At 71.4% G+C, this 24278-nt stretch carries 21 protein-coding genes; 5 read left to right on the top strand and 16 right to left on the bottom strand.

Annotation, left to right across the window (positions count from 1 at the left end):
• Positions 1–15: 15 nt before the first annotated feature.
• Entirely contained in the window at positions 16–2181 is a 2166-nt protein-coding gene (locus tag F8566_RS36280; RefSeq protein ID WP_151566396.1) for a primosomal protein N', read from the bottom strand.
• A gap of 150 nt (positions 2182–2331) precedes the next feature.
• Between F8566_RS36280 and F8566_RS36275 the strand changes: the two genes are divergently transcribed.
• From F8566_RS36275 to F8566_RS52465, 3 genes are all read left to right on the top strand, one after another.
• On the top strand, positions 2332–4017 hold the full coding sequence (locus F8566_RS36275; RefSeq protein ID WP_225993820.1) for an MFS transporter: 1686 nt from the start codon (positions 2332–2334) through the stop codon (positions 4015–4017).
• Positions 4018–4082: 65 nt separating this feature from the next.
• The gene (locus F8566_RS36270) at positions 4083–4520 is read left to right on the top strand and encodes a hypothetical protein (protein ID WP_151566395.1); all 438 of its coding nucleotides are present in this window, start codon (positions 4083–4085) and stop codon (positions 4518–4520) included.
• Positions 4521–4542: 22 nt separating this feature from the next.
• Entirely contained in the window at positions 4543–4677 is a 135-nt protein-coding gene (locus F8566_RS52465; RefSeq protein WP_264159521.1) for a hypothetical protein, read from the top strand.
• Between the two features lie 69 nt (positions 4678–4746).
• Here the strand turns inward: F8566_RS52465 and metK are convergent, their stop codons facing one another.
• The 13 genes from metK to pyrR form a co-directional block, all read right to left on the bottom strand.
• Positions 4747–5940, bottom strand: coding sequence for a methionine adenosyltransferase (gene metK / locus F8566_RS36265; protein WP_151566394.1), 1194 nt, complete (start codon positions 5938–5940; stop codon positions 4747–4749).
• A gap of 156 nt (positions 5941–6096) precedes the next feature.
• Positions 6097–7302, bottom strand: coding sequence for a bifunctional phosphopantothenoylcysteine decarboxylase/phosphopantothenate--cysteine ligase CoaBC (gene coaBC / locus F8566_RS36260; protein ID WP_151566393.1), 1206 nt, complete (start codon positions 7300–7302; stop codon positions 6097–6099).
• A gap of 150 nt (positions 7303–7452) precedes the next feature.
• Positions 7453–7707 (bottom strand): DNA-directed RNA polymerase subunit omega, encoded by a 255-nt coding sequence (rpoZ, locus tag F8566_RS36255; protein WP_151566392.1) that lies wholly within the window; start codon positions 7705–7707, stop codon positions 7453–7455.
• 21 nt (positions 7708–7728) lie between these two features.
• Entirely contained in the window at positions 7729–8358 is a 630-nt protein-coding gene (gmk, locus tag F8566_RS36250) for a guanylate kinase (protein WP_151566391.1), read from the bottom strand.
• A gap of 62 nt (positions 8359–8420) precedes the next feature.
• The gene (gene mihF / locus F8566_RS36245) at positions 8421–8744 is read right to left on the bottom strand and encodes an integration host factor, actinobacterial type (RefSeq protein ID WP_151566390.1); all 324 of its coding nucleotides are present in this window, start codon (positions 8742–8744) and stop codon (positions 8421–8423) included.
• 512 nt (positions 8745–9256) lie between these two features.
• Positions 9257–9967, bottom strand: coding sequence for an orotidine-5'-phosphate decarboxylase (pyrF, locus tag F8566_RS36240; RefSeq protein ID WP_151566389.1), 711 nt, complete (start codon positions 9965–9967; stop codon positions 9257–9259).
• Complete coding sequence (locus tag F8566_RS36235; protein ID WP_151566388.1) at positions 9964–10956, bottom strand: dihydroorotate dehydrogenase; 993 nt, start codon at positions 10954–10956, stop codon at positions 9964–9966. Before F8566_RS36235 ends, pyrF begins: the two co-directional genes overlap by 4 nt.
• Before the next feature lie 37 nt (positions 10957–10993).
• The gene (locus F8566_RS36230; protein ID WP_151566387.1) at positions 10994–11872 is read right to left on the bottom strand and encodes a dihydroorotate dehydrogenase electron transfer subunit; all 879 of its coding nucleotides are present in this window, start codon (positions 11870–11872) and stop codon (positions 10994–10996) included.
• An 88-nt stretch (positions 11873–11960) separates the two neighbouring features.
• Positions 11961–15302 (bottom strand): carbamoyl-phosphate synthase large subunit, encoded by a 3342-nt coding sequence (gene carB / locus F8566_RS36225; protein ID WP_151566386.1) that lies wholly within the window; start codon positions 15300–15302, stop codon positions 11961–11963.
• Complete coding sequence (gene carA, locus F8566_RS36220) at positions 15302–16417, bottom strand: glutamine-hydrolyzing carbamoyl-phosphate synthase small subunit (protein ID WP_151566385.1); 1116 nt, start codon at positions 16415–16417, stop codon at positions 15302–15304. The genes carB and carA overlap by 1 nt, the downstream gene beginning before the upstream one ends.
• A 266-nt stretch (positions 16418–16683) precedes the next feature.
• Positions 16684–17988: a dihydroorotase gene (locus tag F8566_RS36215; protein WP_151566384.1), complete on the bottom strand. Its 1305-nt coding sequence runs from the start codon at positions 17986–17988 to the stop codon at positions 16684–16686.
• Positions 17985–18926: an aspartate carbamoyltransferase catalytic subunit gene (locus F8566_RS36210; RefSeq protein WP_151566383.1), complete on the bottom strand. Its 942-nt coding sequence runs from the start codon at positions 18924–18926 to the stop codon at positions 17985–17987. The genes F8566_RS36215 and F8566_RS36210 overlap by 4 nt, the downstream gene beginning before the upstream one ends.
• Entirely contained in the window at positions 18923–19534 is a 612-nt protein-coding gene (gene pyrR, locus F8566_RS36205) for a bifunctional pyr operon transcriptional regulator/uracil phosphoribosyltransferase PyrR (protein ID WP_151566580.1), read from the bottom strand. Before pyrR ends, F8566_RS36210 begins: the two co-directional genes overlap by 4 nt.
• Positions 19535–19933: 399 nt before the next feature.
• Here pyrR and bldD point away from each other — a divergent pair, with 399 nt between their 5' ends.
• On the top strand, positions 19934–20428 hold the full coding sequence (bldD, locus tag F8566_RS36200; protein ID WP_030145002.1) for a transcriptional regulator BldD: 495 nt from the start codon (positions 19934–19936) through the stop codon (positions 20426–20428).
• 118 nt (positions 20429–20546) lie between these two features.
• Here bldD and F8566_RS36195 read toward each other — a convergent pair whose 3' ends face one another.
• Together F8566_RS36195 and F8566_RS36190 are read right to left on the bottom strand one after the other, a co-directional pair.
• Positions 20547–21995 carry an amidase gene (locus F8566_RS36195; protein ID WP_151566382.1) on the bottom strand — a complete coding sequence of 483 codons (1449 nt, stop codon included), beginning with the start codon at positions 21993–21995 and terminating at the stop codon, positions 20547–20549.
• Positions 21996–22022: 27 nt separating this feature from the next.
• Positions 22023–23438 (bottom strand): MFS transporter, encoded by a 1416-nt coding sequence (locus F8566_RS36190; protein ID WP_151566381.1) that lies wholly within the window; start codon positions 23436–23438, stop codon positions 22023–22025.
• Positions 23439–23557: 119 nt separating this feature from the next.
• Between F8566_RS36190 and F8566_RS36185 the strand changes: the two genes are divergently transcribed.
• Positions 23558–24247: an AfsR/SARP family transcriptional regulator gene (locus F8566_RS36185; RefSeq protein ID WP_151566380.1), complete on the top strand. Its 690-nt coding sequence runs from the start codon at positions 23558–23560 to the stop codon at positions 24245–24247.
• Positions 24248–24278 lie beyond the last annotated feature (31 nt).

Here is a 24278-nt window from a genome sequence, read left to right as displayed (position 1 = left end):
CGGAAACCCTAGTGGTCAGAGCAGTTCCAGGGGGTCGATCTGGACTCGTACGTACTCGTCGACCTTGCGCGCGCTGCGCACGCCCTGTGCCTCCTTCAGCGACTTCGCCAACCGGGCGCCGGCCGCGCGCGGCACCCGGATGAGCGCGCGCTCCTTCTCCTGGTCGTCGCCGTCGTGGGGCCCCTGGCCCGGAGCTGATCCCGGACCCGGCCCCGGCACCGATCCGGGCGTTGACACCGGGACCGGGCCGAGGACCTCGGCCTCCGCGGGCAGCCTGGCATCGGCCAGCAGCCCGCGGATCGCCGCCGGGGACGCGGTCAGGGACGCCATCCGGACGGCGGGCGGGAAGCCGACCTCGCGCCGTTCCGCCAGCTCGCGTTCGGCGAAGGTGACCGGGGCCCAGCGGATGAGCGCCTGCACGGCCGGGAGCGACCCGTCCGCCGAGACGACGACCGTCCCGGCCGGGCGGACAAGGGCGGCGGCGTTCATCCAGCGGCGGAGCGCCTCCTCGCCCGCACGGAGATCGGCTCTTCCGAGCAGGGCCCAGCCGTCCAGGAGCAGGGCGGCGGTGTAACCCTCCTCGGCCACCGGCTCGGCGCCCGGGGTGGCCACCACCAGCGCGCGCTGCGGCCCGACCTTGTCGAGGATGGCGTCCCGGCCGGAGGTCTTCACCGGCACGCCGGGAAAGGCCCGCCCGAGCTCCTCGGCAGTGCGCTTGGCCCCGACCACGATGGCGCGGATGTGGATGTGCCCACATTCGGGGCAGCGCCAGTCTCCGGCTATGCGACCGCACCAACGGCAGTACGGCGTGGCGTGCGAGGACCGCAGGGCGAGCGGGCCCTGGCAGGCGCTGCAGCGCGCCTGCGTACGGCACCGGCCGCAGGCCAGCGCCGGGAGGTAGCCGCGCCGGGGCACCTGCACGAGTACCGGGCCCTCCTCCAGCGCGCGGCGGGCCGCTTGGAACGCCACGTTGGGGAGCCGGGCGCTCCGCGCGGCGGCGTCCTTGGGCAGCTCCGCGTCGTCACCGACCGGGCCGATGCGGGGCATGACCTCCCTGATCCGCACGCGGTCGGCGGCGAGCGCGTGCGCCCAGCCCGACTCGACCAGCTGCGTCGCCTCGGTCGTCCGGGTGAAGCCGCCGATGAGGGCTCCCGCGCCGGTGCGATGCGCCCGCAGCGCCAGGACCTCGCGGGGATGGGGGTACGGGGCGTGCGGGTCCGGGTGCACGTCGTCGCCGTCGTCCCAGAGCACGACGAGGCCCAGGTCATGAACGGGGGCGAACATCGCGGCGCGGGTGCCGACCACCACCCGTACCGTGCCGCGCAGGATCGCCAGCCAGCGGCGGTAGCGCTCGGACGGCTTCAGGTCGGCCGTCAGGGCGACGTGCCGCCCCTCCCCCAGCTCGGCCTTGAGCGCCTCGTCCACCCGCGCCACGTCCCGCCAGTCCGCCACCACGATGAGCGCGCCGCGGCCGCCCGCGAGCGTGACCGCCGCCGCCCGCGCCATCGCGGCGGGCCAGCCCGGGCCGGGCAGCGCGCTCCACACGGCACGCGGCGCCCGCTGCTCGCCGAGGGCGGTGAGGAACGAGGGACCGGCCGGGTAGTCCGCCCAGGGGCCGGGTCCGTCGGGGGCCTCGAACTCCAGGCGCTCGCCCGGCGGCTCGGCCTCGACCCGGGCGTGCCGGGGCGGGATGGCCAGCCGCAGCACGTCGTAGAGCGAGCCCGCGTACCGGTCGGCGACCTCGCGGGCCAGCGCGGCGATCTCCGGCGCGAGCACCGGCTCCGGCGAGGTGACCCGTTCGAGGAAACGCAGCGTGCCCTCGTGCTCGCTCTCCTCGGCCCGTTCGAGCAGGAAGCCGTCGACGAGCTGCCCTGCGAACCGCACCCTGACCCGGCACCCCGGAACGGCCTTGTCGGCCAGCTCGGCCGGCACCAGGTAGTCGAACGGGCGGTCCAGGTGAGGCAGGGCCACGTCCACCGCGATCCGCGCGACCGGCAGGACCTCGGCGGGCCGTTTGGCGCCCTTCTTGGGCTCGCGCTTGGACGTCTTTCCTGCCTTTCCCGCCTTACGCTCCTTGGCGGATCCCGGCGGTGGTGAGGTTTTGGCCGGCTTCGCGGCGGGCACCGGGACGATGTCGTCCAAGCCCGGGATGAGCTCCGCGGAGCCGGCGTCGTTCGTCACTCCACCGTCCTACCAGATGAGACTGACGTGCTTCGTCCATGGCTCTTCCCGGAGACGTCCGGGCATCCGGTTTGAACTACCACCACGTTGACGGGATCATTGCCCGATGCCCCCGGCTTCCTCTTTGTCCCCCCGACCCGTTCCGGCTCCGTGACCACCGCGGAGACCCCGGAGAGGGTGGACGGCCGAGTCCTCGTCGAGCCGCCGCCGAGGCGCGCCGGCCTGCCGTCCGCGCCGGGTGCCGGGCGCCGCTGGCGGGAGTGGCTGGACCCGCGCCGCCCGGTGATGGCGGCCACGCTGACGGCCGGGATCCTGCACCTGGTGTGGGGCTTCTACCTGGCGAACAACGGCGGCGACCTCGCCGCGCAGGCCGCATGGACCACCTTCGCGCGCAAGCACCCGGAGGCGTCGTACAACCTGGCCTGGTACGGCGGCATGCACCCGGCCTCCTACAGCGTGCTCTCGCCCTACCTCATGGGGTGGTTCGGGATCCGCACGGTCGCGGCGGTCGCCGGCACGCTGTCGGCCACGCTGACGGCGCTGCTGCTGGTGCGCTTCAAGGCCCCGATGGCGATGGCGGCGGCGCTGTGGGCCGCGTTCGCCATCTCGTGCAACTCGGCGTCCGGGCGGGTGACCTTCGGGCTCGGCCTGCTCTTCGCCTTGGCCGCGGTGTTCCCGGCCTTCTCGCCGCGCGGCACCCCGCCGCTCCGGGCGGCCGGGATGTTGCTCCTCGGCGTGCTGGCCACCCTCGCGAGCCCCGTCGCCGGGCTGTTCGTGCTGGTGCTGGCGGCGGCGCTCTTCCTGACCGGACGGCGCCGGGCCGGGCTCATGCTGGCATTGGGGCCGCCGCTGGTCGTGGCCACGACGTCGGCGCTGTTCCCGTTCTACGGCAAGCAGCCGATCTCCACGACCGCCATCGTGCTGCCGACGCTCGCCAGCGTGGTCGCGGTGACGCTGTGCGCACCGCGTTCCTGGCGGGTCGTCCGCGTCGGCGCGGGGGTCTACCTTCTCGGGATCCTCCTGACGTGGGCGATCCCGTCCCCGATCGGCAGCAACGTCGAACGGCTCGCGCTGATGTTCGGCGGAATGTTCCTGATCATAGCGGTGGCGCGCACCACCGACCGGCGACGGCTGGCCGTGCTGTGCCTGGCGTTCATGGTCACCGCCGTCTGGCAGGTGGTGAAGCCGGTCGACGACCTGATCCACACCCGTCCGGCCGGCGCGACCGCGCGGTACTCCAAGGGCCTGATCACCGCGCTCGGGCAGCTCGGCGCGGCCCGCGGCCGGATCGAGGTCGTCCCGCTGCGTTCCCACTGGGAGGCGTACGGGCTGAGCCGGCACTTCATCCTCGCCCGCGGCTGGAACCGCCAGATCGACGCCCACCGCAACGCGCTCTTCTACGACGAGACCCTCAACCCCGCCACCTATCGCGACTGGCTCCACAAGTGGGCCGTGCAGTACGTGGTCCTGCCGGAGCGAGAGGTCGACTGGGCCGCCCGGCAGGAGGCTGCCCTCGTCCGCAGCGGCCAGCCGTACCTGACCGAGGTCTGGCACGACCGGCACTGGCGCGTCTACCGGGTCGCCGACCCCAAGCCCCTCGCCGACGCACCCGCCACGGTCGAACGGATCAGCCCCGACCGCATGGTGGTGAAGGTCCCCGCCAAGGGCTCGGTGCTGCTGCGGATCTCCTGGTCGCCGTGGCTGAGCGTGCGCGGGCCCGGCCAGGGCTGCGTGGCGCGCGCCGGTGACTTCGTCCGCCTCGACGCTCCCGGACCTGGCCGCTACCACGTGCAGGCCCGCTATGAACTCCCCCGAGGCACCCCCTGCCCGGACTGACCGGCCATCCGTCGCCCGAGATCGTCCGCCGTACGGTCACACGCGGGACGCATGCGGTCTTCCCGGTGACCGACCCCTTCGCCGCCGTGGCACGCCTGAATCCGCCGCTGGCGGGTGACGGCATCCACGTCTTCGTCTCGGGCGCCTCGACCATCACCGCGATGCGTCTGGTGAGCCGGGAGGAGGCCGAAGGCGTCCGGACCGAGCTCGACGCGCTCGTCGCCGACTTCCGCCGCCTCGCCCAACGCCTGGCCTCGGACGAGCCCGGCGCTGCGGTATGGCATGCCGATCCGCACGGAGAGCACTGCAGGTACGAGAACGTGGTGACCGGCGTGGTGGTCGAGGTGAACGTCGAGCAGCCGGACGCTCTCGACCCGTACTTCCTCCTGGAATTCGCCGAGACATCCGGTGGCTACCCGGGCGTTTCGGCCGCGTGCATTCACGGCTATCACGACATGTGCCGGCTCCTTGAAGTGGCCGGCCATTGGGGTCTCACCCCTTGAACGGTGGGGCTCGAACCTCAGTGTGGACACCTGCTACATCTCCACGAAGGTGAAGAACCCCGCGGGCAACCAGAGGTGGACCGTGGCCACCGTCGGGCTCGCCGCGACCACCGACGTGGGTTTCGGCAATGCCGGGCCTCTCCAACTCAGCGCGTGAACAGGCTTTAGACAAAATGCGAAAAGCCCCGGGACACGTGTCCTCGGGGCCTTTCGCGCTGAATTGGGCTCAGAGACCGGCGGCCTGGGCGAGGGCCTCGGCGCGGTCGGTGCGCTCCCAGGAGAAGTCCGGCTCGGGGCGGCCGAAGTGGCCGTACGCGGCGGTCTGGGAGTAGATCGGGCGGAGCAGGTCCAGGTCGCGGACGATGGCGGCCGGGCGGAGGTCGAAGACCTGCTGCACGGCCTCCTGGATCTTGGCGATCGGGAGCTTCTCGGTGCCGAAGGTCTCCACGAACACGCCGACCGGGTGGGCCTTGCCGATCGCGTAGGCGACCTGGACCTCGGCGCGGTCGGCCAGCTGGGCGGCGACGATGTTCTTGGCGACCCAGCGCATGGCGTAGGCGGCGGACCGGTCGACCTTGGACGGGTCCTTGCCGGAGAACGCACCGCCGCCGTGACGGGCCATGCCGCCGTAGGTGTCGACGATGATCTTGCGGCCGGTGAGGCCGGCGTCGCCCATCGGGCCGCCGATCTCGAAGCGCCCGGTCGGGTTGACCAGGAGCCGGTAGCCCTCGGTGTCCAGCTCGAACTGGGCGAGCACGGGGTCGACCACGTGCTCCTTGATGTCGGGGGTCAGCAGCTCCTTGAGGTCGATGTCGGGAGCGTGCTGGCTGGAGACCACGACGGTGTCGAGGCGCAGCGCCTTGTCGCCGTCGTACTCGATGGTGACCTGCGTCTTGCCGTCCGGCCGCAGGTAGGGCACCTGGCCGGACTTGCGGACCGCGGACAGGCGGTGCGCCAGCTTGTGCGCGATGGTGATCGGCAGCGGCATCAGGTCGGGCGTCTCGTTGGTCGCGTAGCCGAACATCAGGCCCTGGTCGCCGGCGCCCTGGCGGTCGAGGTCGTCGACACCCTCGCCCTCGCGGGTCTCGTACGCGTCGTCGACGCCCTGTGCGATGTCGGGCGACTGCGCCCCGATGGACACCGACACACCGCAGGAGTGGCCGTCGAAGCCCTTCTTGGACGAGTCGTAGCCGATCTCGAGGATCTTCTCCCGGATCACGCCGGGGATGTCCACGTAGGTCTCGGTGGTCACCTCACCGGCGACGTGCACCTGGCCGGTGGTGATCATGGTCTCGACGGCGACCCGGCTCTTGGGGTCGTCCTTGAGCATCGAATCCAGGATCGCGTCACTGATCTGGTCCGCGATCTTGTCGGGGTGTCCTTCGGTGACGGACTCGGAGGTGAACAGGCGGCGAGACACGTACGTGAACTCCTTGCAGCGGCTGCTGACTGATGTCGCAGTGCGGACGGACTTGTCGAGGGCGGCAGGCCACCGCCGGTCTTATGAGCTTGTCGCGGCGAAGTCTATCGGGCCCCGCTGGAGGTCCACTCAATCCTCACCGAAGTGGTAGGTATATCACTTGAGGCGCGCCGCGACGAGGTCCCAGACCACGTCTGCCAGGGCTTCCTTGGCTCCGCGGGGCACGACCGTGGGATCGCCCTCCGTCGCGAGGATCGTCGCGGCGTTGTCCGCCTGGCCGAAGGTGAGGCTCTCCCCCACCTGGTTGACGACGAGCAGGTCACAGCCCTTGCGGGCGAGCTTTTCCCGCCCGTTGGCAAGCACGTCGTCGGTCTCGGCGGCGAAGCCGACGATCACCTGTCCGGTCCCGCGGCGCTGGCCTAGCTCGGCCAGAATGTCCGCGTTCTTGGTCAGCCGGATCGGCTCGGGCTCGGCCCCCGACGCCTTTTTGATCTTCGAGCCCCGATAGTCGGCGGGCCGGAAATCGGCCACCGCCGCGGCCATCACGACCGCGTCGGCGCCATCGGCCGCCTCCAGGACCGCCTTGCGCATCTCCTCCGCCGACCCCACCGGGACGAGGTCCACACCGGCCGGATCAGGCAGGGCCACGTTGGCGGCCACCAGGGTGACCCGGGCACCGCGCGCCACGGCCGTACGGGCCAGCGCGTAACCCTGGAGCCCGGACGAGCGGTTGCCGATGAAGCGGACCGGGTCGATGGGCTCCCGCGTACCGCCGGCGGAGACGACCACATGGCGCCCGGTCAGATCCCCGTCCAGGCCCCCGCGCGCCAGCACGCGCCGCGCCACCTCGAACAGCTCGGCCGGATCGGGCAGCCGCCCCTTGCCGGTGTCCTTGCCGGTGAGCCGCCCAGAGGCGGGCTCGACCACGATGGCCCCCCGGGCGCGCAGCGTCGCCACGTTCGCCTGGGTGGCGGGGTGCTCCCACATCTCGGTGTGCATCGCGGGCGCGAACACGACCGGGCAGCGCGCCGTCAGCAGCGTGTTGGTGAGCAGGTCGTCGGCCAGCCCGTGGGCGGCCTTGGCGAGCAGGTCGGCGGTCGCGGGGGCGACGAAGACGAGATCGGCCTCCTGCCCCAGCCGTACGTGCGGAACCTCGTCCACCCCGTGCCACACCTCGGTGGTCACGGGATTGCCCGACAGCGCCGCCCATGTGGGTTCGCCGACAAAGCGCAACGCGTCCCGCGTCGGCACGACACGGACGTCATGCCCCGACTCGGTCAGGCGCCGCAAAAGCTCGCACACCTTGTAAGCGGCGATCCCCGCACTGACACCAAGCACAACACGCGGCTTACGTGAAGTCATAATCGATGATTCCCAAGAGCCCGACGACCCCCGTACGGGAATCCATCGGGGGTTCCAGGGGGTCGTCCCCCTGGGCAGACACAAGGGGTGACGAGAGCCGGGGAAGGTGCCCGGAGGGCTCCGACCACACTCGTCCCCTCGTCAGCCCTCTCAGCCCTCGATGGGCTCGGCGTTGAGGAGTCCCTCGCGCGTCTCGCGGAGCGCGATCGACAGCGGCTTCTCCTGGACCTGGGTCTCGACGAGCGGGCCGACGTACTCCAGCAGGCCCTCGCCCAGCTGGGCGTAGTAGGCGTTGATCTGCCGCGCGCGCTTGGCCGCGATGCTCACAAGGCCGTATTTGGTGTCGACGACCTCGAGGAGCTCGTCGATCGACGGGTTGGTGATGCCTTCGGTGCTGGCTGCCACACCGTCGCCTTCCACTAGTGGTTATTCAACGGACATCAACGTTACCAGCTCACGGCACACGTCCCCGACGGCCGTGTTGATCAGGGTGACGTCGAACTCCTTCTCGGCCGCCAGCTCGACACGGGCCGCTTCCAGGCGCCGTTCGATCACCTCGGGGGGCTCGGTGCCGCGGCCCACCAGGCGGCGGACCAGCTCCTCCCAGGAGGGCGGGGCGAGGAAGACGAGCAGTGCCTCGGGCATGCTGTGGCGGACCTGCCGGGCCCCTTGGAGATCGATCTCCAGGAGGACGGCCTCGCCGCGTTCGAGGCGCTCGATCACCGGGCGCCGCGGCGTGCCGTAGCGGTTGCCCGCGAACTCGGCCCACTCGAGCAGTTCCCCTTCGGCGACGAGCCGGTCGAAACCGGCGTCGTCGACGAAGAAGTACTGCACGCCGTGGGTCTCACCCGGCCGGGGGGGCCGGGTGGTCACCGAGACCGACAGCCACACCTGCGGGTGTGCTCGCCGGATCTCGGCGACGACCGTGCTCTTGCCGACGCCTGACGGGCCGGAGAGGACCGTCAGCCGCCGCACAAGCCAGTCTTGCGATTGGGAGCCGTCCGGCACAGGAATGGGTGTGCCGGAGCTGGACGGGATGGGGCCGGAGGCGGGCATGCCCATGGGTATACCCGAGCCGGCCGCGGCGTCCGAACCGCCGCGCCCGTCCGCGAGTCGCATCAGCGGTTGCCGCCGCCGAACTCACGCTCCAGGGAGGCGCGCTGGTTGGCACCGAGGCCGCGCACGCGGCGCGACTCGGCGATCCCCAGACGCTCCATGATCTGCTTCGCACGCACCTTGCCCACACCGGGCAGGGATTCGAGGAGGGCCGACACCTTCATCTTTCCGATGACGTCGTCGGTCTGCCCCTCCTTCAGGACCTCGGCAAGCGAGGTTCCCCCGTGCTTGAGCTTGTTCTTCACCTCGGCCCGCTCCTTGCGAGCCTTGGCAGCCTTCTCAAGGGCTGCGGCGCGCTGTTCGGGGGTTAGGGGCGGAAGAGCCACGCCGGGTCACCTCAGGTTTCCACTCGACGGAGTCGGACGGGTTGGGAAACTAGCGAGTTCAGACCCCATAAGGCAACGTGAAGTGCCGTTTAGCACGCCACAAAATCGCGAAAATCACTCTTTGGAGTGTCCTGAATACGGCCTGTGGGCAACTCGGGCCCTCCAACGCCGAATCCCCCACCACCCTGGGACTTTCGCAAGATCGCAAAAAACCACCCACCGAGGCCCTAAATGTGTCACCCGGCACCTCCAGCAGGCCCCGCCCCTGGACCCCCTCCGTGATCCCCATCACATTCCGGGCACAGCAATGGGATCGCACACCATTTGACCCAATGTGTCCATTTCCCTGCAATGCGAGTAAAGAACGGGCAAAGAGCGACCCGCGTGCCCCGCACCGCCCAACCCGCACGCGAGCGCGCTACCGGGTCGTGAAGCGAGCCGAAGGCGAAGCTTCACGAGAGATCGCGAAGCGATGCCGCGCTCGCACGCTTTCGAGATCGGCCCGCGAGCCGCTAGGCGAGCGGGTCGAGCCTCGGAAGCCTTCTCAGCACAGCGGCGATTCCGGCCGCGGCGGCGCCCGGGTCGGGGGCGCCGGTGATGGGCCGGCCGATCACGAGGAGGTCGGCGCCGGCCGCCAGGGCGTCCTCGGGGGTCGCCACGCGGGCCTGGTCCTGTGTGGCCGCGCCTGCCGGGCGGACGCCCGGGGTGATGAGCGTGATGTCGGGACCGACCTCTGCACGGACCGCAGCGGCCTCCTGGGGCGAGCAGACGAGCGCTTGGGCACCGGCGTCCACCGCGAGCGCCGCGAGGCGCCGTACGGCGTCTGAGGCCGGTCCGGCGAGGCCGAGGTCGGCGAGGTCGGCGTCACGGAGGGAGGTGAGGACGGTGACGGCGGCGATCTTGGTGGCGGGGGCCGCCTCGACGGCGGCGCGGATCATCGCCTGCCCGCCCGCGGCGTGGACGGTGAGGAAGGCCGGCTTGAGGCGGGCCACGGCACGGGTGGCGCCGGCCACGGTGGCCGGGATGTCGTGCAGCTTGAGGTCCAGGAAGACCTGGACGCGGCTGGCGCCGCGGACACTCGCCACGACGTCCGGGCCGTAGCGGAGGTAGAGCTCCAGCCCTACCTTGACGGTGCTGACGTGAGGGGTGACGAGGCTGGCCCAGCGCGCGGCCGTCTCCAGGTCGGGCGCGTCCAGCGCGACGGCGATGGGGGCGGGATTCACGGAAGCCTCTCCTTCAGCTCCCCCGGCTCGTCGACCTTCGGTTCAGGACGGACCTGGGGCGGTACGTAACCGGCGGGTTTGTGGGCGAGGCCGACGGCGTCGGCGAGGCGCATGCGGCGGGCCGCAAGGGCGTCCTCAAGCTCGCGCAGGATGCGGGGACCGGCCGAGGGGTCGTGGAACAGGGTCGTGCCGACCGCGACGGCCGAGGCTCCCGCGAGGACGAACTCCAGGGCGTCGAGGCCGGTGGCGATCCCGCCCACGCCGATGATCGGCGTTCCGGGGAGGGCGGCGTGGACCTGGTAGACGCAGCGGAGCGCGATGGGGCGGATGGCCGGGCCGGAGAGCCCGCCCGACACGCCGGTGAGCGCGGGGCGGAGGGTCTGGGCGTCGATCGCCAAGCCCTCCATGGTGTTGATGAGGGTCAGGCCGTCGGCACCCGCGTCGACACAGGCCAGCGCGATGGTGACGATGTCGGTGACGTCCGGCGCCAGCTTGGCCAGGACGGGGACACGGGCGTTGGTCTTGACGGCCCGGACGACGGCGGCCGCCGCCGTGGGGTGCCAGGCGAACATGCGCCCGCGGTCCTCGATGTTGGGGCACGCGACGTTCACCTCGATGGCCGCGATGCCGGACACATCGCGCAGGCGCCCGGCGAGTTCGGCGAACTCCTCCACACTGTTGCCCGCCACCGAGACGATGATGCGCGCGTCCTGCTCCTGCAGCCAGGGCAGGTCGCGTTCGAGGAACGACTCGATGCCCGGGCCGGGCAGCCCCATGGCGGTGAGCAGGCCGCTCGGCGTCTCGGCCATGCGCGGAGTGGGCCGTCCCGCACGCGGCTGCGGCATGACCGACATCGTGACGAACGCGCCGAGTTTGGCCAGATCGAAGAACTGGGCGAGCTCGCGGCCCGTACCGCCACACCCGGAAGCCGTCATGACGGGGTTGGGCAGCTCCAGAGAGCCGAGTGCCGTCTGCATGCGCGTGCTCATGGGTTCGCTCCGCTCACCGGCGCGCGGCCGCGCGTACTCACTTGGAACCTCCGCTCAGCGCGCGCGGGGCGCCCAGCGCGTCGAACGGGATCGTGCCCAGATCGTTCCAGCGGACCCGGTCGCCGCGCAGCACCGGACCGTCGGCGCAGGCCCGCACCATGCGGGTCACGCCGTCCTCCCCGTGGATCGGCAGGACGCACGTCATGCAGACCCCGATGCCGCAGGCGCCGGTCTCCTGGAGGAACTCCTCCACCGAGACCTGGGACGGCAGCCCGTGCTCGGCGGCGGTGGCGGTGACGGTGCGCAGGAGGCGGGTGGGGCCGCAGCCGTAGACGACGTCGGCGCCGGTCTCCTGGATGGCCCTGGGCAGGACGTCGCGGACGGTGCCGCGTTCGCCCAGGGAGCCGTCCTCGGTGGTGATGACGGCGGTGTCGCCGATGCGCTGCGCCATCCGTGAGCCGAACACCTGCCGCGCGGCCGGGCCGCCGAGCACGAAATGCACCTGGCAGCCGCGCCGGTGCAGCGTGTCGGCGAGCGCGAACAGCGCCGCGCCGCCGGGGCCGCCGCCGACCAGCAGGCAGCTGACCGGATCCCGCGGGAGCCGGAACGGGCGGCCGAGGGGGCCGACGAGGTCGACCTGGTCCCGGGCCCGGCGGCCCGCCAGCCACGCGGTGCCCAGATCACGGTCGGCGAACACGACCTCGACGGTGCCGCCGTAGTCCGACTTCACCTCGTACACCCCGAAGCAGCGGCGGACCAGCCGGCTGGTGTGCTCGCCCCCCACCGCGAGCGCGACGAACTGGCCGGGCCGGAACCGCTCGGCGATCGCCGGGGCCACCAGCGTCATCGCGTGGTAGTCCTGCACCTGGCGGACCGTCAGAACGGTTGCCGACGTCTGCACCGGTGTGTCGGACACCCATCTCCCTCTCGTCGTGTGCGGCCGCGGCCACCCCCGGCCGGGGCCACCCCGCTGGGGCCACCCGTCAGGGCGGCCCCTGCCCCGGTCACCCCCGGCCGTGCGCGCCACGCAGCCGTTCGGCGTGCTCTTGCAGCGAGCGCACGCCGACCTGGCCACCCGCGACGGCCTCGATGCCCTGTACCGCCGCCGCGAGACCCTGGACGGTGGTCACGCACGGCACACCGCGCAGCACCGCGGCGGTTCGGATCTCGTAACCGTCGAGACGCGGCCCGGACTGGCCGGGGCTTCCGAAGGGAGTATTGACGATGAGGTCCACCTCGCCGTCGAGGACGCGCCGCACGATGGTGGGCTCGCCATCGGATCCGGGGCCTTCGCTGTGCTTGCGCACGATCTTGGCACGGACCCCGTTGCGGCGCAGGACCTCCGCGGTGCCCTCGGTGGCCAGGATCTCGAACCCCAGGTCGGCGAGCCGCTTCACCGGGAAGATCATGTGCCGCTTGTCCCGGTTGGCGACCGACACGAACGCGCGGCCCTTGGTGGGCAGCGCGCCGTACGCGGCCTGCTGCGACTTGGCGTAGGCGGTGCCGAAGACCTCGTCGATGCCCATGACCTCGCCGGTCGAGCGCATCTCCGGCCCGAGCACGGTGTCGACGCCCTGGCCCTGGGCGTTGCGGAACCGGTCGAACGGCAGCACCGCCTCCTTGACCGCGATCGGCGCGTCCAGCGGGAGCGAGCCGCCGTCGCCGACCTCCGGCAGCAACCCCTCGCCGCGCAGCTGGGCGACGGTGGCGCCCATCATGACGCGGGCGGCAGCCTTGGCCAGCGGTACCGCGGTCGCCTTGGAGACGAACGGGATCGTGCGGGAGGCACGCGGGTTGGCCTCCAGGACGTAGAGCACGCCGGCCGACAGCGCGTACTGCACGTTCATGAGGCCGCGAACGCCGATGCCGCGCGCGAGCGCCTCGGTGGACTCGCGGATGCGCCGGATGTCGTCGTGCCCCAGCGTGATCGGCGGCAGCGCGCACGCCGAGTCGCCGGAGTGGATGCCGGCCTCCTCGATGTGCTCCATGACGCCGCCGAGATAGAGCTCCTCGCCGTCGTAGAGCGCGTCGACGTCGATCTCGATGGCCTCGTCCAGGAACCGGTCGACCAGCACCGGGTGCTCGGGGCTGGCGTCGGTCGCCTTGGTCATGTACGTGGACAGCGTGGCGTCGTCGTAGACGATCTCCATGCCGCGGCCGCCCAGCACGTACGAGGGCCGCACCAGGACCGGATAGCCGATCTCGGCGGCGATCTCGCGTGCCTCCTCGAACGAGGTGGCGGTGCCGTGCTTGGGCGCGGCCAGACCGGCGCGGTGCAGGACGCGGCCGAACGCGCCGCGCTCCTCGGCCAGGTGGATGCTCTCCGGCGAGGTGCCGACGATCGGGACGCCCGCGTCCTTGAGCTTCTGCGCCAGGCCCAGCGGCGTCTGCCCGCCGAGCTGGACGATCACGCCCGCGACCTCGCCGGACTTCTGCTCGGCGTGCACGACCTCCAGGACGTCCTCCAGCGTGAGCGGCTCGAAGTACAGCCGGTCGGAGGTGTCGTAGTCGGTCGAGACGGTCTCGGGGTTGCAGTTGACCATGACGGTCTCGTAGCCCGCCTCGGCGAGCGTGAACGAGGCGTGCACGCAGCTGTAGTCGAACTCGACCCCCTGGCCGATGCGGTTGGGCCCGCTACCGAGGATGAGCACCTTGGGCTTGTTGCCCGGCGGGACCTCGGTCTCCTCGTCGTAGGCCGAGTAGAGGTACGGGGTCTGCGCCGCGAACTCGGCCGCGCACGTGTCGACCGTCAGGTAGACCGGCCGGATGCCGAGGGCGTGCCTCAGCTCGCGGACGACCTCCTCCGACAGACCGCGCAGCCGGCCGATCTGGGCGTCGGAGAAGCCGTGCCGCTTGGCGCGCAGGAGCTTGTCCTTGGTGAGCGCGTCCTCGGCGGTGCGGATCTCGTCGGCGATCTCGTTGATCCCGGCGATCTGGTCGAGGAACCAGGGGTCGATGCCCGTCGCGTCGTACAGCTGCTGCAGCGAGGCGCCCGCGTGCAGCGCCTGCTGCACCTTGCGCAGCCGGCCGTCGTGGGGCCGCCTCGTCTCCTCGATGAGCGCGTCCAGGTCGGTGACCGGCTCAGTGGCCGGCGCAGGCCATGAGAAGGACGAGTCCTTCTGCTCCAGCGACCGCAGCGCCTTCTGCAAGGCCTCGGTGAAGTTGCGGCCGATGGCCATGGCCTCGCCCACCGATTTCATGTGGGTGGTGAGGGTGCCGTCGGCGCTGGGGAACTTCTCGAACGCGAACCGCGGGACCTTGACCACGACGTAGTCGAGGCTCGGCTCGAAGCTCGCCGGGGTCTCGCGGGTGATGTCGTTCGGGATCTCGTCGAGCGTGTAGCCGACCGCCAGCCGGGCCGCGATCTTGGCGATCGGGAAGCCGGTGGCCTTGGACGCCAGCGCCGACGACCGCGACACCCGCGGGTTCATCTCGATGACGATCATGCGGCCGGTGCCCGGGTGCACGGCGAACTGGATGTTGCAGCCGCCGGTGTCGACGCCGACCTCGCGGATGACCGCGATCGCGACGTCCCGCATGTTCTGGTACTCGCGGTCGGTGAGCGTCATCGCGGGCGCCACGGTGATCGAGTCGCCGGTGTGCACGCCCATCGGGTCGAGGTTCTCGATCGAGCAGACGATCACGACGTTGTCGTGCTTGTCGCGCATGACCTCCAGCTCGTACTCCTTCCAGCCGAGGATCGACTCCTCCAGGAGCACCTCGCTGGTCGGGGACGCGTCGAGGCCGGCGCCGGCGATGCGGCGCAGGTCGTCCTCGGTGTGGGCGAAGCCGGAGCCGGCACCGCCCATGGTGAACGACGGCCGCACGACGAGCGGGTAGCCGAGCTCGCCCGCGGCCGCCATGACCTCGTCCATCGTGTGGCAGATGAGCGAGCGCGCGGACTCGGCGTTCAGGCCCTGCTCGCGCGCGACCTTGGCGACGACCTCCTTGAAGCGCTCGCGGTTCTCCCCCGCCTGGATGGCGTCCACGTCGGCGCCGATCAGCTCGACGCCGTACCGCTCCAGCGCGCCGCTCTCGTACAGCGAGATGGCGGTGTTGAGGGCGGTCTGGCCGCCCAGCGTGGGCAGCAGCGCGTCCGGGCGCTCCTTGGCGATGATCTTCTCGACGACCTCGGGGGTGATCGGCTCGACGTACGTGGCGTCGGCGAACTCCGGGTCGGTCATGATCGTCGCCGGGTTGCTGTTGACCAGCACGACCCGCAGGCCCTCGGCCTTGAGCACCCGGCACGCCTGCGTCCCGGAGTAGTCGAACTCGCAGGCCTGGCCGATGACGATCGGGCCGGACCCGATGACCAGGACGGATTTCAGATCTTCACGGCGCGGCATTACTTCGGCCCTTCCATGATCTGGCAGAACTGGTCGAAGAGGCCGGTCGCGTCATGCGGGCCCGCCGCCGCCTCCGGATGGTATTGGACGCTGAACGCCGGGCGGTCGAGGAGCCGGAGGCCCTCCACGCAGTTGTCGTTGAGGTTGACGTGGCTGACCTCGGCGCGGCCGTAGGCGGTGTCGAACGGGCCGTCGATCGGCGCGTCGACCGCGAAGCCGTGGTTGTGCGCGGAGACGTCGACCTTGCCGGTGCGCCTGTCCTGCACCGGCTGGTTGACGCCGCGGTGGCCGAACCGCAGCTTGTACGTGCCGAGGCCCAGCGCGCGGCCGAAGATCTGGTTGCCGAAGCAGATGCCGAAGAACGGCTTGCCTGCGTCCAGCACCCCGCGCAGCGCCGCGACCTGGTGGTCGGCGGTGGCCGGGTCGCCGGGTCCGTTGCTGAAGAAGACCCCGTCCGGGTCAAGGGCGAGGATGTCGTCGGCCGTCACTGTGGCGGGCAGCACGTGCACCTCGCAGCCGCGCTCGGCCATCCGATGCGGCGTCATCGACTTGATGCCGAGGTCGACCGCCGCCACGGTGAAGCGCTTGTCGCCGATGGCCGGGACGACGTACGGCTCGGTCGTGGCGACCTCGGCCGCCAGGTCGGCCCCCTCCATCCTGGGAGACGCCAGCACCTTCTCCAGCAACGCGCTCTCGGCCGCCTCGGCCGCCGCGCCGCTGAAGATCCCGGCGCGCATGGCGCCGCGGTCGCGCAGGTGCCGGGTGAGCGCGCGCGTGCCGGGCATCGCGATGCCCACCACGCCCTGCTCGCGCAGCGCGGAGCCCAGTGACCCCGTGGCGCGCCAGTTGGAGGCGACCCGGGCGGGCTCGCGCACCACGTACCCGGCCACCTGGATGCGCCGTGACTCGGGGTCTTCGGCGTTGACGCCGGTGTTGCCGATGTGCGGCGCGGTCATCGCCACGATCTGGCGGGCGTACGAGGGATCGGTGAGCGTCTCCTGGTAACCGGTCATCCCGGTGTTGAAGACCATCTCGCCGAAGGTCTCTCCCTCCGCCCCGTATGCGACGCCACGGAAGATACGTCCGTCTTCGAGCACAAGCAGCGCTGAACTCACTTGAAATTCCTTCTTGTGTCCGACCGATCACGTAGGGTGCTCAAGCTGGAAGAGTGAGCCTTAAGGCACGAGCCGGATCCATCCGGTGGAAACAGTTGGGGCGCTGATCTCGTCTGGTGTCGCTGGGTCCCGAGTGCCTGGCGTGGGTACTTGCCAACGTGCCCGTACCGCAAGGTTCTTCCTTTCGGTAGATGCGACCCGCACGGCACAGCCAGTGCCGGAGCGGGAGCGCGACCCGGTGTGAAGCCCGGGCATTCGTTCGGTCTTCACGGCCGGGAAGTTGGCTGAAGTTTTCCTTCCAGAACGGTGGGACGACCTCGCAGAAATGTTGCGATGACCCGGCCGGGCAGCTCGAGTCCCGCAAAGGGCGAGTTACGGCTCTTGGACTCAAACCCGGCGGGGTCCACAACCATGTGTGGCGACGGGTCGTACAGCGTGATGTTGGCCGGCGAACCGGCCTCCAGCGGACGACCCTGTCCGCTGAGGCGCCCGATCCGGGCGGGACGGTAGGACATGCGGTCGGCGACGCCGGTCCAGTCGAGCAGGCCGGTCTCCACCATGGCCTCCTGGACCACCGGCAGCGCGGTCTCCAGGCCGATCATGCCCATGGCCGCCACGGCCCACTCGGTCTCCTTGGCCTCGACCGGGTGCGGGGCGTGGTCGGTGGCGACGCAGTCGATGGTGCCGTCGGCGAGGGCGTGCCGCAGCGCGGTGACGTCGTCGGCGGTGCGCAGCGGCGGGTTGACCTTGAAGATCGGGTCGTACGTCTCGGCCTTGGTGTCGTTCAGCAGCAGGTGGTGCGGCGTGACCTCGGCGGTGACCTGGACCCCCTTGCTCTTGGCCCAGCGGATGAGCTCGACCGAGCCCGCGGTGGAGACGTGGCAGACGTGCAGGCGCGAGCCGACGTGCTCGGCGAGCAGCACGTCGCGGGCGATGATCGCCTCCTCGGCGACCGCGGGCCAGCCGCGCATGCCGAGCGCCGCCGACATGACGCCCTCGTTCATCTGGGCGCCCTCGGTGAGCCGCGGCTCCTGCGCGTGCTGGGCGACGACGCCGTCGAACGCCTTCACGTACTCCAGCGCGCGCCGCATGATGACCGCGTCCGACACGCAGTGGCCGTCGTCGGAGAACACGCGCACCCGCGCGGCCGAGTCGGCCATCGCGCCCAGCTCGGCGAGCTGCACGCCCGCGATGCCGCGGGTGACGGCACCGACCGGCTGCACGTCGCAGTAGCCGGCCTCGCGGCCGAGGCGCCAGACCTGCTCGACCACGCCCGCGGTGTCGGCGACCGGGTCGGTGTTGGCCATGGCGTGCACGGCGGTGAACCCGCCCATCGCGGCGGCCCTGGTGCCCGACTCGACCGTCTCGGCGTCCTCGCGGCCCGGCTCGCGCAGGTGGGTGTGCAGGTCGACCAGGCCCGGCAGCGCGATCAGGCCGTCGGCCTGGACGATCTCGGCGCCGCCGGCGTCGAGCCCCTGCCCGACCTCGGCGATCGCACCGTCGCGGACCAGGATGTCGGCGGCGTCGCCGCCCAGGACGCGGGCGTTCTTGATGAGGTAGGTGTGGCTCATTCGGAGACCTCCTTGCCGATGGCGGGCTCCGAGCCGCCGAGGAGCAGATAGAGCACGGCCATGCGGGCGCTGACGCCGTTCGCGACCTGCTCGACGATGGTGGAACGGACGGAGTCGGCCACCTCGGCGGCGATCTCGACGCCGCGGTTCATCGGGCCGGGGTGCATGACGATGGCGTCGTCGGCCATCCGGGCCATGCGTTCCCCGTCGAGGCCGTAGCGCCGGCTGTACTCGCGCACGGTCGGGAAGTACGAGGCGTTCATGCGCTCGTGCTGGACTCGCAGCATCATGACGACGTCGCTCTTGGGGAGCACCGCGTCCAGGTCGTACGACACCTCGCAGGGCCAGGTGCCGACCGCGACCGGGAAGAGCGTCGGCGGCGCGACCAGCGTGACCTCGGCGCCGAGGGTGTTGAGCAGCAGCGTGTTGGAGCGTGCCACCCGGCTGTGCAGGACGTCGCCGACGATCGTGATCTTGCGGCCGTCCAGGCTGCCGAGCCGCTTGCGCATGGTGAACGCGTCCAGCAGCGCCTGGGTCGGGTGCTCATGGGTGCCGTCACCGGCGTTGATGACGCTGCCCTGGACCCAGTTGGCCAGCCGGTGCGGCGCGCCGGAGGCCATGTGCCGGATGACGACGCCGTCGGCGCCCATCGCCTCCAGCGTCAGCGCGGTGTCCTTGAGGCTCTCGCCCTTGGAGACGCTGGAGCCCTTGGCGGAGAAGTTGATCACGTCCGCGGACAGCCGTTTGGCGGCCGCCTCGAACGAGATGCGCGTACGGGTGGAGTCCTCGAAGAAGAGGTTGACCACGGTGCGGCCGCGCAGCGTGGGCAGCTTCTTGATGGAGCGGTCGGCCACCTGGGCCAGTTCCTCGGCCGTGTCCAGGACGAGCAGCGCGTCGTCCTTGGTCAGGTCCGCAGCGGAGATGAGATGGCGCTTCACTTACTGCTCCCTTTCCGGCCCGCTCCCGTCGCGGGCCCGAGGAGGACGGCGTCCCGCGCGTCGTTCTCGGCCAGGAGGACCTTCACGGTCTCGCGCGTCGACGTCGGCAGGTTCTTGCCCACGTAGTCGGCGCGGATGGGCAGTTCACGGTGCCCGCGGTCGACCAGGACCGCGAGCTGGACGGCGCGCGGGCGGCCCAGGTCGTTCAGCGCGTCGAGGGCGGCGCGCACGGTGCGGCCTGAGAAGAGCACGTCGTCGACGAGGACCACGATGCGGTCGTCGACGCCGGTGGGGGGCAGCTCGGTGCGGCCGAGGGCCCGGGCGGGCTTCATGCGCAGGTCGTCGCGGTACATCGTCACGTCGAGCGAGCCCCAGGGCACGGGGCGGCCCTCGACCTCGCGGAGCAGTGCGGCGAGCCGGTCGGCGAGCGTGACGCCGCGGGTCTGGATGCCGAGGAGGACGACGTCGTCGCCGCCCTTGGTGCGTTCGAGGATCTCGTGTGCGATCCGGGTGAGCGCGCGTCGGATGTCAGGTCCTTCGAGAACAGCCTTGTGACCGTCTGCCACGCGCGCCTCGACCGGCCCGTCCGGCCGGGAGGCAGCATTCACCACCGAAACCTCCTTTCCCGCCTCACAGGACGGGTCTTAAAGGACGCCTTGTCCCCATCACCGTAGCAGTCACACCCGGCTGCCCAGTACCCGGGCTCGGCCCTGTCTTGCCTGGTGAGAGGGGTCACACTTGGGGGCGAACGCCCCTGTTCCGGGCCTTGCGGAATCGCCTGGCAAGCCATGCCTGAGGGGCTTCGCGCCGATCCGGACGGCCCGGATCGAGACCTACGTATTCGACCCCTTTTTTCCAATCAGCTTGACCTAGAGCCGTCACCGTTTTACCGTCACTGTCCGTAACCATCCCTGGAGATGGACCCTTAGGGTGAATAGGCCCGCCGGATCCTGATCTTCCCCAGGGCCCCGACAACGACGACGAAAGTGAGCCTGGGGGGCCGCAACATGCCGTCTGAATACGCTAAGGCTCTCGGTGCGCGCCTGCGCGCCATCCGTACCCAGCAGGGGCTTTCCCTGCATGGTGTGGAAGAGAAGTCACGTGGCCGCTGGAAGGCCGTCGTCGTGGGTTCGTACGAGCGGGGCGACCGCGCCGTCACCGTTCAGAAGCTGGCCGAGCTCGCCGATTTCTATGGCGTGCCGGTATCCGAGTTGCTGCCCGGCGGAGCCGCGCCGAGCCCGCTCGGGCCAACACCGAAGCTCGTGATCGATCTCGAGCGTCTGCAGCAGCTTCCGAAGGATAAGGCCGGTCCACTCGCCCGTTACGCCGCGACGATTCAAAGCCAGCGGGGCGACTACAACGGAAAGGTCCTGTCCATCCGGCAGGAGGACCTGCGATCGCTCGCAGTGATCTATGACAAGTCCCCGACCGAGTTGACCGAAGAACTCATCACCTGGGGCGTCCTCGACCCGGAGGCGCGGCGCGCCGTCGAGTCGTTCTGACGCTCATCGGGTGGGGCGCCCCCCGCGTCCCGCCCGCCGGCCCGGTAGCCGCCGGGTCGTCCTTCGGTGTCCGGGGCGTGGCCGCGAGGTCACGCCCCGGTTCATCTTCTCGTGCCCCTCAGTGACCGCAGCCGTCATGCCCGTCGGGGCTGTGCCCGGTCTCCCGGGCCGCCATCACGGCGCGCTCCGCGGCCACGGCCGGGTCCACCGAGACGCCGTAGCCGGGCGCGTACCGCTGCCAGGGCAGGGCCGCCTCCAGCTGCGCGGCCAGGCCGAGCAGCAGCGACTCCTTGCCAGGAGCGGCGACCAGCTGCACCGACAGCGGCAGGCCCGACTCGCCCACGCCCATCGGCACGGTCGCTGCGGGGAATCCCGCCAGGTTCCAGGCGGCCGTCATCGGCGCGTAGGTCATCGCGGAGCCCACGCTGTGCAGCCATGAGCCCGATCCCCACTGCCGGGCCTTGGGCGCCCGCTGGGCGAGCGTGGGCATCACCAGCACGTCGCGCCGTTCGAACAGCGGCGCCACGGCCTCCTTGAACCGCTCACGATCCTCGGCCTGCGGCGCCCGCACCTTGGACATGAGCCGCCCAGCGCGAACGTGACGCCGCGTACGCCGCTCAAGCCGCGAGTCCGACAGCAGTGGCTCGGCGTCCAGTTCCGGGAGCGCGAGCCACCGGGAGAGCACCGCCGGCCCCGCCCACAGCGGATACGCCGGATCGTCGCGGACCACATGGTGACCAAGGCCCACCAAGGCCTTGCCCGCCGTCCGCACGGCCGCCTTCAGCTCCGGCCGGATCCGGACACCGGGCGCGGGCGGCTTGATCGACAGCGCGACGCCCACCTCGCCGGGCTCACCTACCTCGGCCAGCGCGGGCGTCCCGGCCATCACCGCCAGCATCAGGGCCGCGTCGGCGACCGTGGTCGCGAGCGGGCCGTTCTCGGACATCGCGTCCCAGGCGTCGGTGCCGATCTCGGCCGGAACCACGCCCAGGCCCGGCTTGATGCCGAACAGCCCGCAGTTGGCCGCCGGGATCCGGATCGATCCCGCGCCGTCGTTCCCGTGCGCGATCGGCACCATCCCGGCCGCCACCGCCGCGGCCGAGCCCCCCGACGAGCCACCCGCCGTACGGCTCGGGTCCCACGGATTCCTCGCCGTCCCGAACGCGTTGTCGGTGAACGGATAGATCCCGAGCTCGGGCAGGTTGGTCAGCCCGACCACCACCGCGCCCGCGGCCCGCAGCCGCGCCACCACCGGATGGTCGGCCTCCTGCGGCGTGTCCGGCGTCGCGGCCGACCCGCTGCGCATCGGCTCACCCGCCACCGGCACGTTGTCCTTGATCGCCACCGGCACACCCGCCAGCGGCAGCTCGGCCCGGTCGCTCCGCCCGTCCACCGCCCCGGCCTCCGCCAGGGCCCGCTCGCGGCGCACCCGGACGAACGCGCCCAGCTCGCCGTCCAGCGCGGCGATCGTGTCCAGATGGTCCCGGACGACCTCGGCCGCCGTGACCCTGCCATCCCGTACCGCCGCCGCGATCTCCGTCGCGGTCCGCCCCACCCAGTCGCTCATGGGGGAAGAGTCTGCCATTCCGCCAGGTCACCGGTGAACCGGCTCGGCGCCCCTGTCCACCCGCCCGGCCGGCCTCGTCCCCGGCGCCCGGCGAGGGGCGATCAGCGCGAACACCAGCACGCCCGCCATCAGCACACCGCTGACCGCGAACCCCGCCGTGAAGCCCCGCTCGGCCGGTAGCCCCGCACTGGTCACGGACGCCGCGACGATGACCGCGCTGACCTGCGTGCCCAGCGACGCGCCGACGGTCCGGATCAGCGTGTTGATCCCGGTCGCGACCCCGGTCTCGCTCAAGGGAACCGCCGCCACCACCAGATTGGCCACCGCCGCGTACGCGAAGCCCAGGCCGATCCCCCGCACGGTCCCGCCCAGATACAGCTGCCACATGGCCCCGTGCTCGAACGCCAGGAACCCGTATCCCACGCCGGTCAGCACGGCCCCGGACAGCAGCACCGCCCTCGAGCCGATCCGCCGGTCCAGCAGCCCGGCGGTCATCCCCGCCGCGGTCATCCCGATGCTGGCGGGAATCTGCAACAACGCGGCCTGCGTGGCCGTCCCGCCGAACCCGAACCCGGAACGTTCCGGGAGCTGAACCAGCAGCGGAAAGAGCACGCCTCCCGCCATCAGCGCGTACCCCGACAACAACGACGCCGCGTTGGCCGTCCAGACGCCCCGCTTGCGCATCAGCTTCAGATCGACCAGCGGATCGGCCACCCGCCGCTCCACCAGCAACCAGCAGACCGCCAAAAGGACAGCCAGCCCCAGCAGCCCGATCACCCCGGGTGACGCCCAGCCCCAGTCCATGCCCTGCGTCAGCGCCGTCAACGCCGCGACGAGCCACCCCGCGAACAACACCGCGCCCCACCAGTCGACGCCCGCGCCTTCCTGCGGCGCAGTCGATGGAACGATCCACCACGCTGCCACCAGCCCGGGCACCAGCCCCACCACCGGCACCCACAACAACCAGCGCCACCCGAGATGGTCAATGATCGGCCCGGCGATGCACCACGACACCGCGCCGCCGAGCCCCAGCATCGAGGACATCAGCCCGACCGCGGACGCCGTCCGCTCGGGCGGGAAGACCTCCCGGATGATCGTGTAGGCCAGCGGGAAGACTCCGCCGCCCACCCCCGCCAGCACCCGCCCGGCCACCATCACCGGCATCGACCAGGCCGCCGCCGCAATGACCATTCCCACGGTCGCGATCACCACGACGACCAGCAGCACCCGCCGGGGCCCGTACAGGTCCCCCAGCCGCCCGATCACCGGCGTGGACACCGCGGCCGACAACGTCATCGCCGTCAGCGCCCAGGCCGCGCCGGACGCCGTCGTGTGCAGACCCTCCTGCAGCAGCGGCAGAGCAGGCGTCACCACAGCCATCGACAGCGAGTAGGCCATCACCCCCAGAAACGCGAGCAACGGCACCAGCCCCCGACCGCCCACGCTCCCGCCTCCTCGCATACCCGCCCCAACCCTCTCACGGCGGGCACAACGAATCCGGGCCCCCGTCAGGGCCCCACGGCCCTAGGAACACCGCGTCCGGGCTTCCTACGGTCGATGGCATGTCTCGATGCGCCGCAGGCGGATGCCTGCATCTCCTGTCGTCGTTCGTGTGCCACGTCGACGGCTGCGAGGTGCGGCTTCCCACCTATCCGCGCCGGCTGGTGATCCGGCTGGCGCTCGGCGAGCGCCGGAGGGACCGCCAGCGGGCCGCCGAGGAACTGTGGCCCAACGTCGAGGTCTGCACCGCCACCCGCAGGTTCCGGTACGCGCTGTGGCAGATCCGCCGGCTGACCGGGGAGGCGATCGTCCGGGCCGGGCGTGACGCGGTGATGATCGCCGACGGGGTGCACATCGATGTCACAGCGGCACGAGGGCTGGCCCAGCACGTGCTGGCCGGCTGCCACATCGACGACTGGGAACCGCTCCGGCTCCCCTTGCTCCCCGAGTCGGATGACGACGACGTCCACGCCGAGCGGCAGCGCTGGGACCGGCTCCGCCTCCTGGCGCTGGAACGGCTCGCGGTCACGCTCCTCGCGCGGGGAGACGTCCCGGGTGCGATCGACGTGGCCGACTGCGCGGTGCGGATCGATCCGTTGAACGAGGGTCCGCACCGCATCCTCGCCGAGGCCAACCTGGCCCGGCACGACATGGCGACGGCACGGCGCGTCTATGACGACTACCGTGCCGACCTCCGCCATCAGCTCGGCGTCGAGCCGAGCCTGGAGTTCCGCCGCCTGCTCAAGCGGTAGCCGGGCGGGCCCGCAGGCCCGCCCGGCGCGC

Source organism: Actinomadura rudentiformis, assembly GCF_008923185.1.
GTDB lineage: Bacteria > Actinomycetota > Actinomycetes > Streptosporangiales > Streptosporangiaceae > Spirillospora > Spirillospora rudentiformis.
The sequence above is the reverse complement of the archived record's forward strand: the minus strand, read 5'-3'. Positions and strand labels throughout refer to the sequence as shown.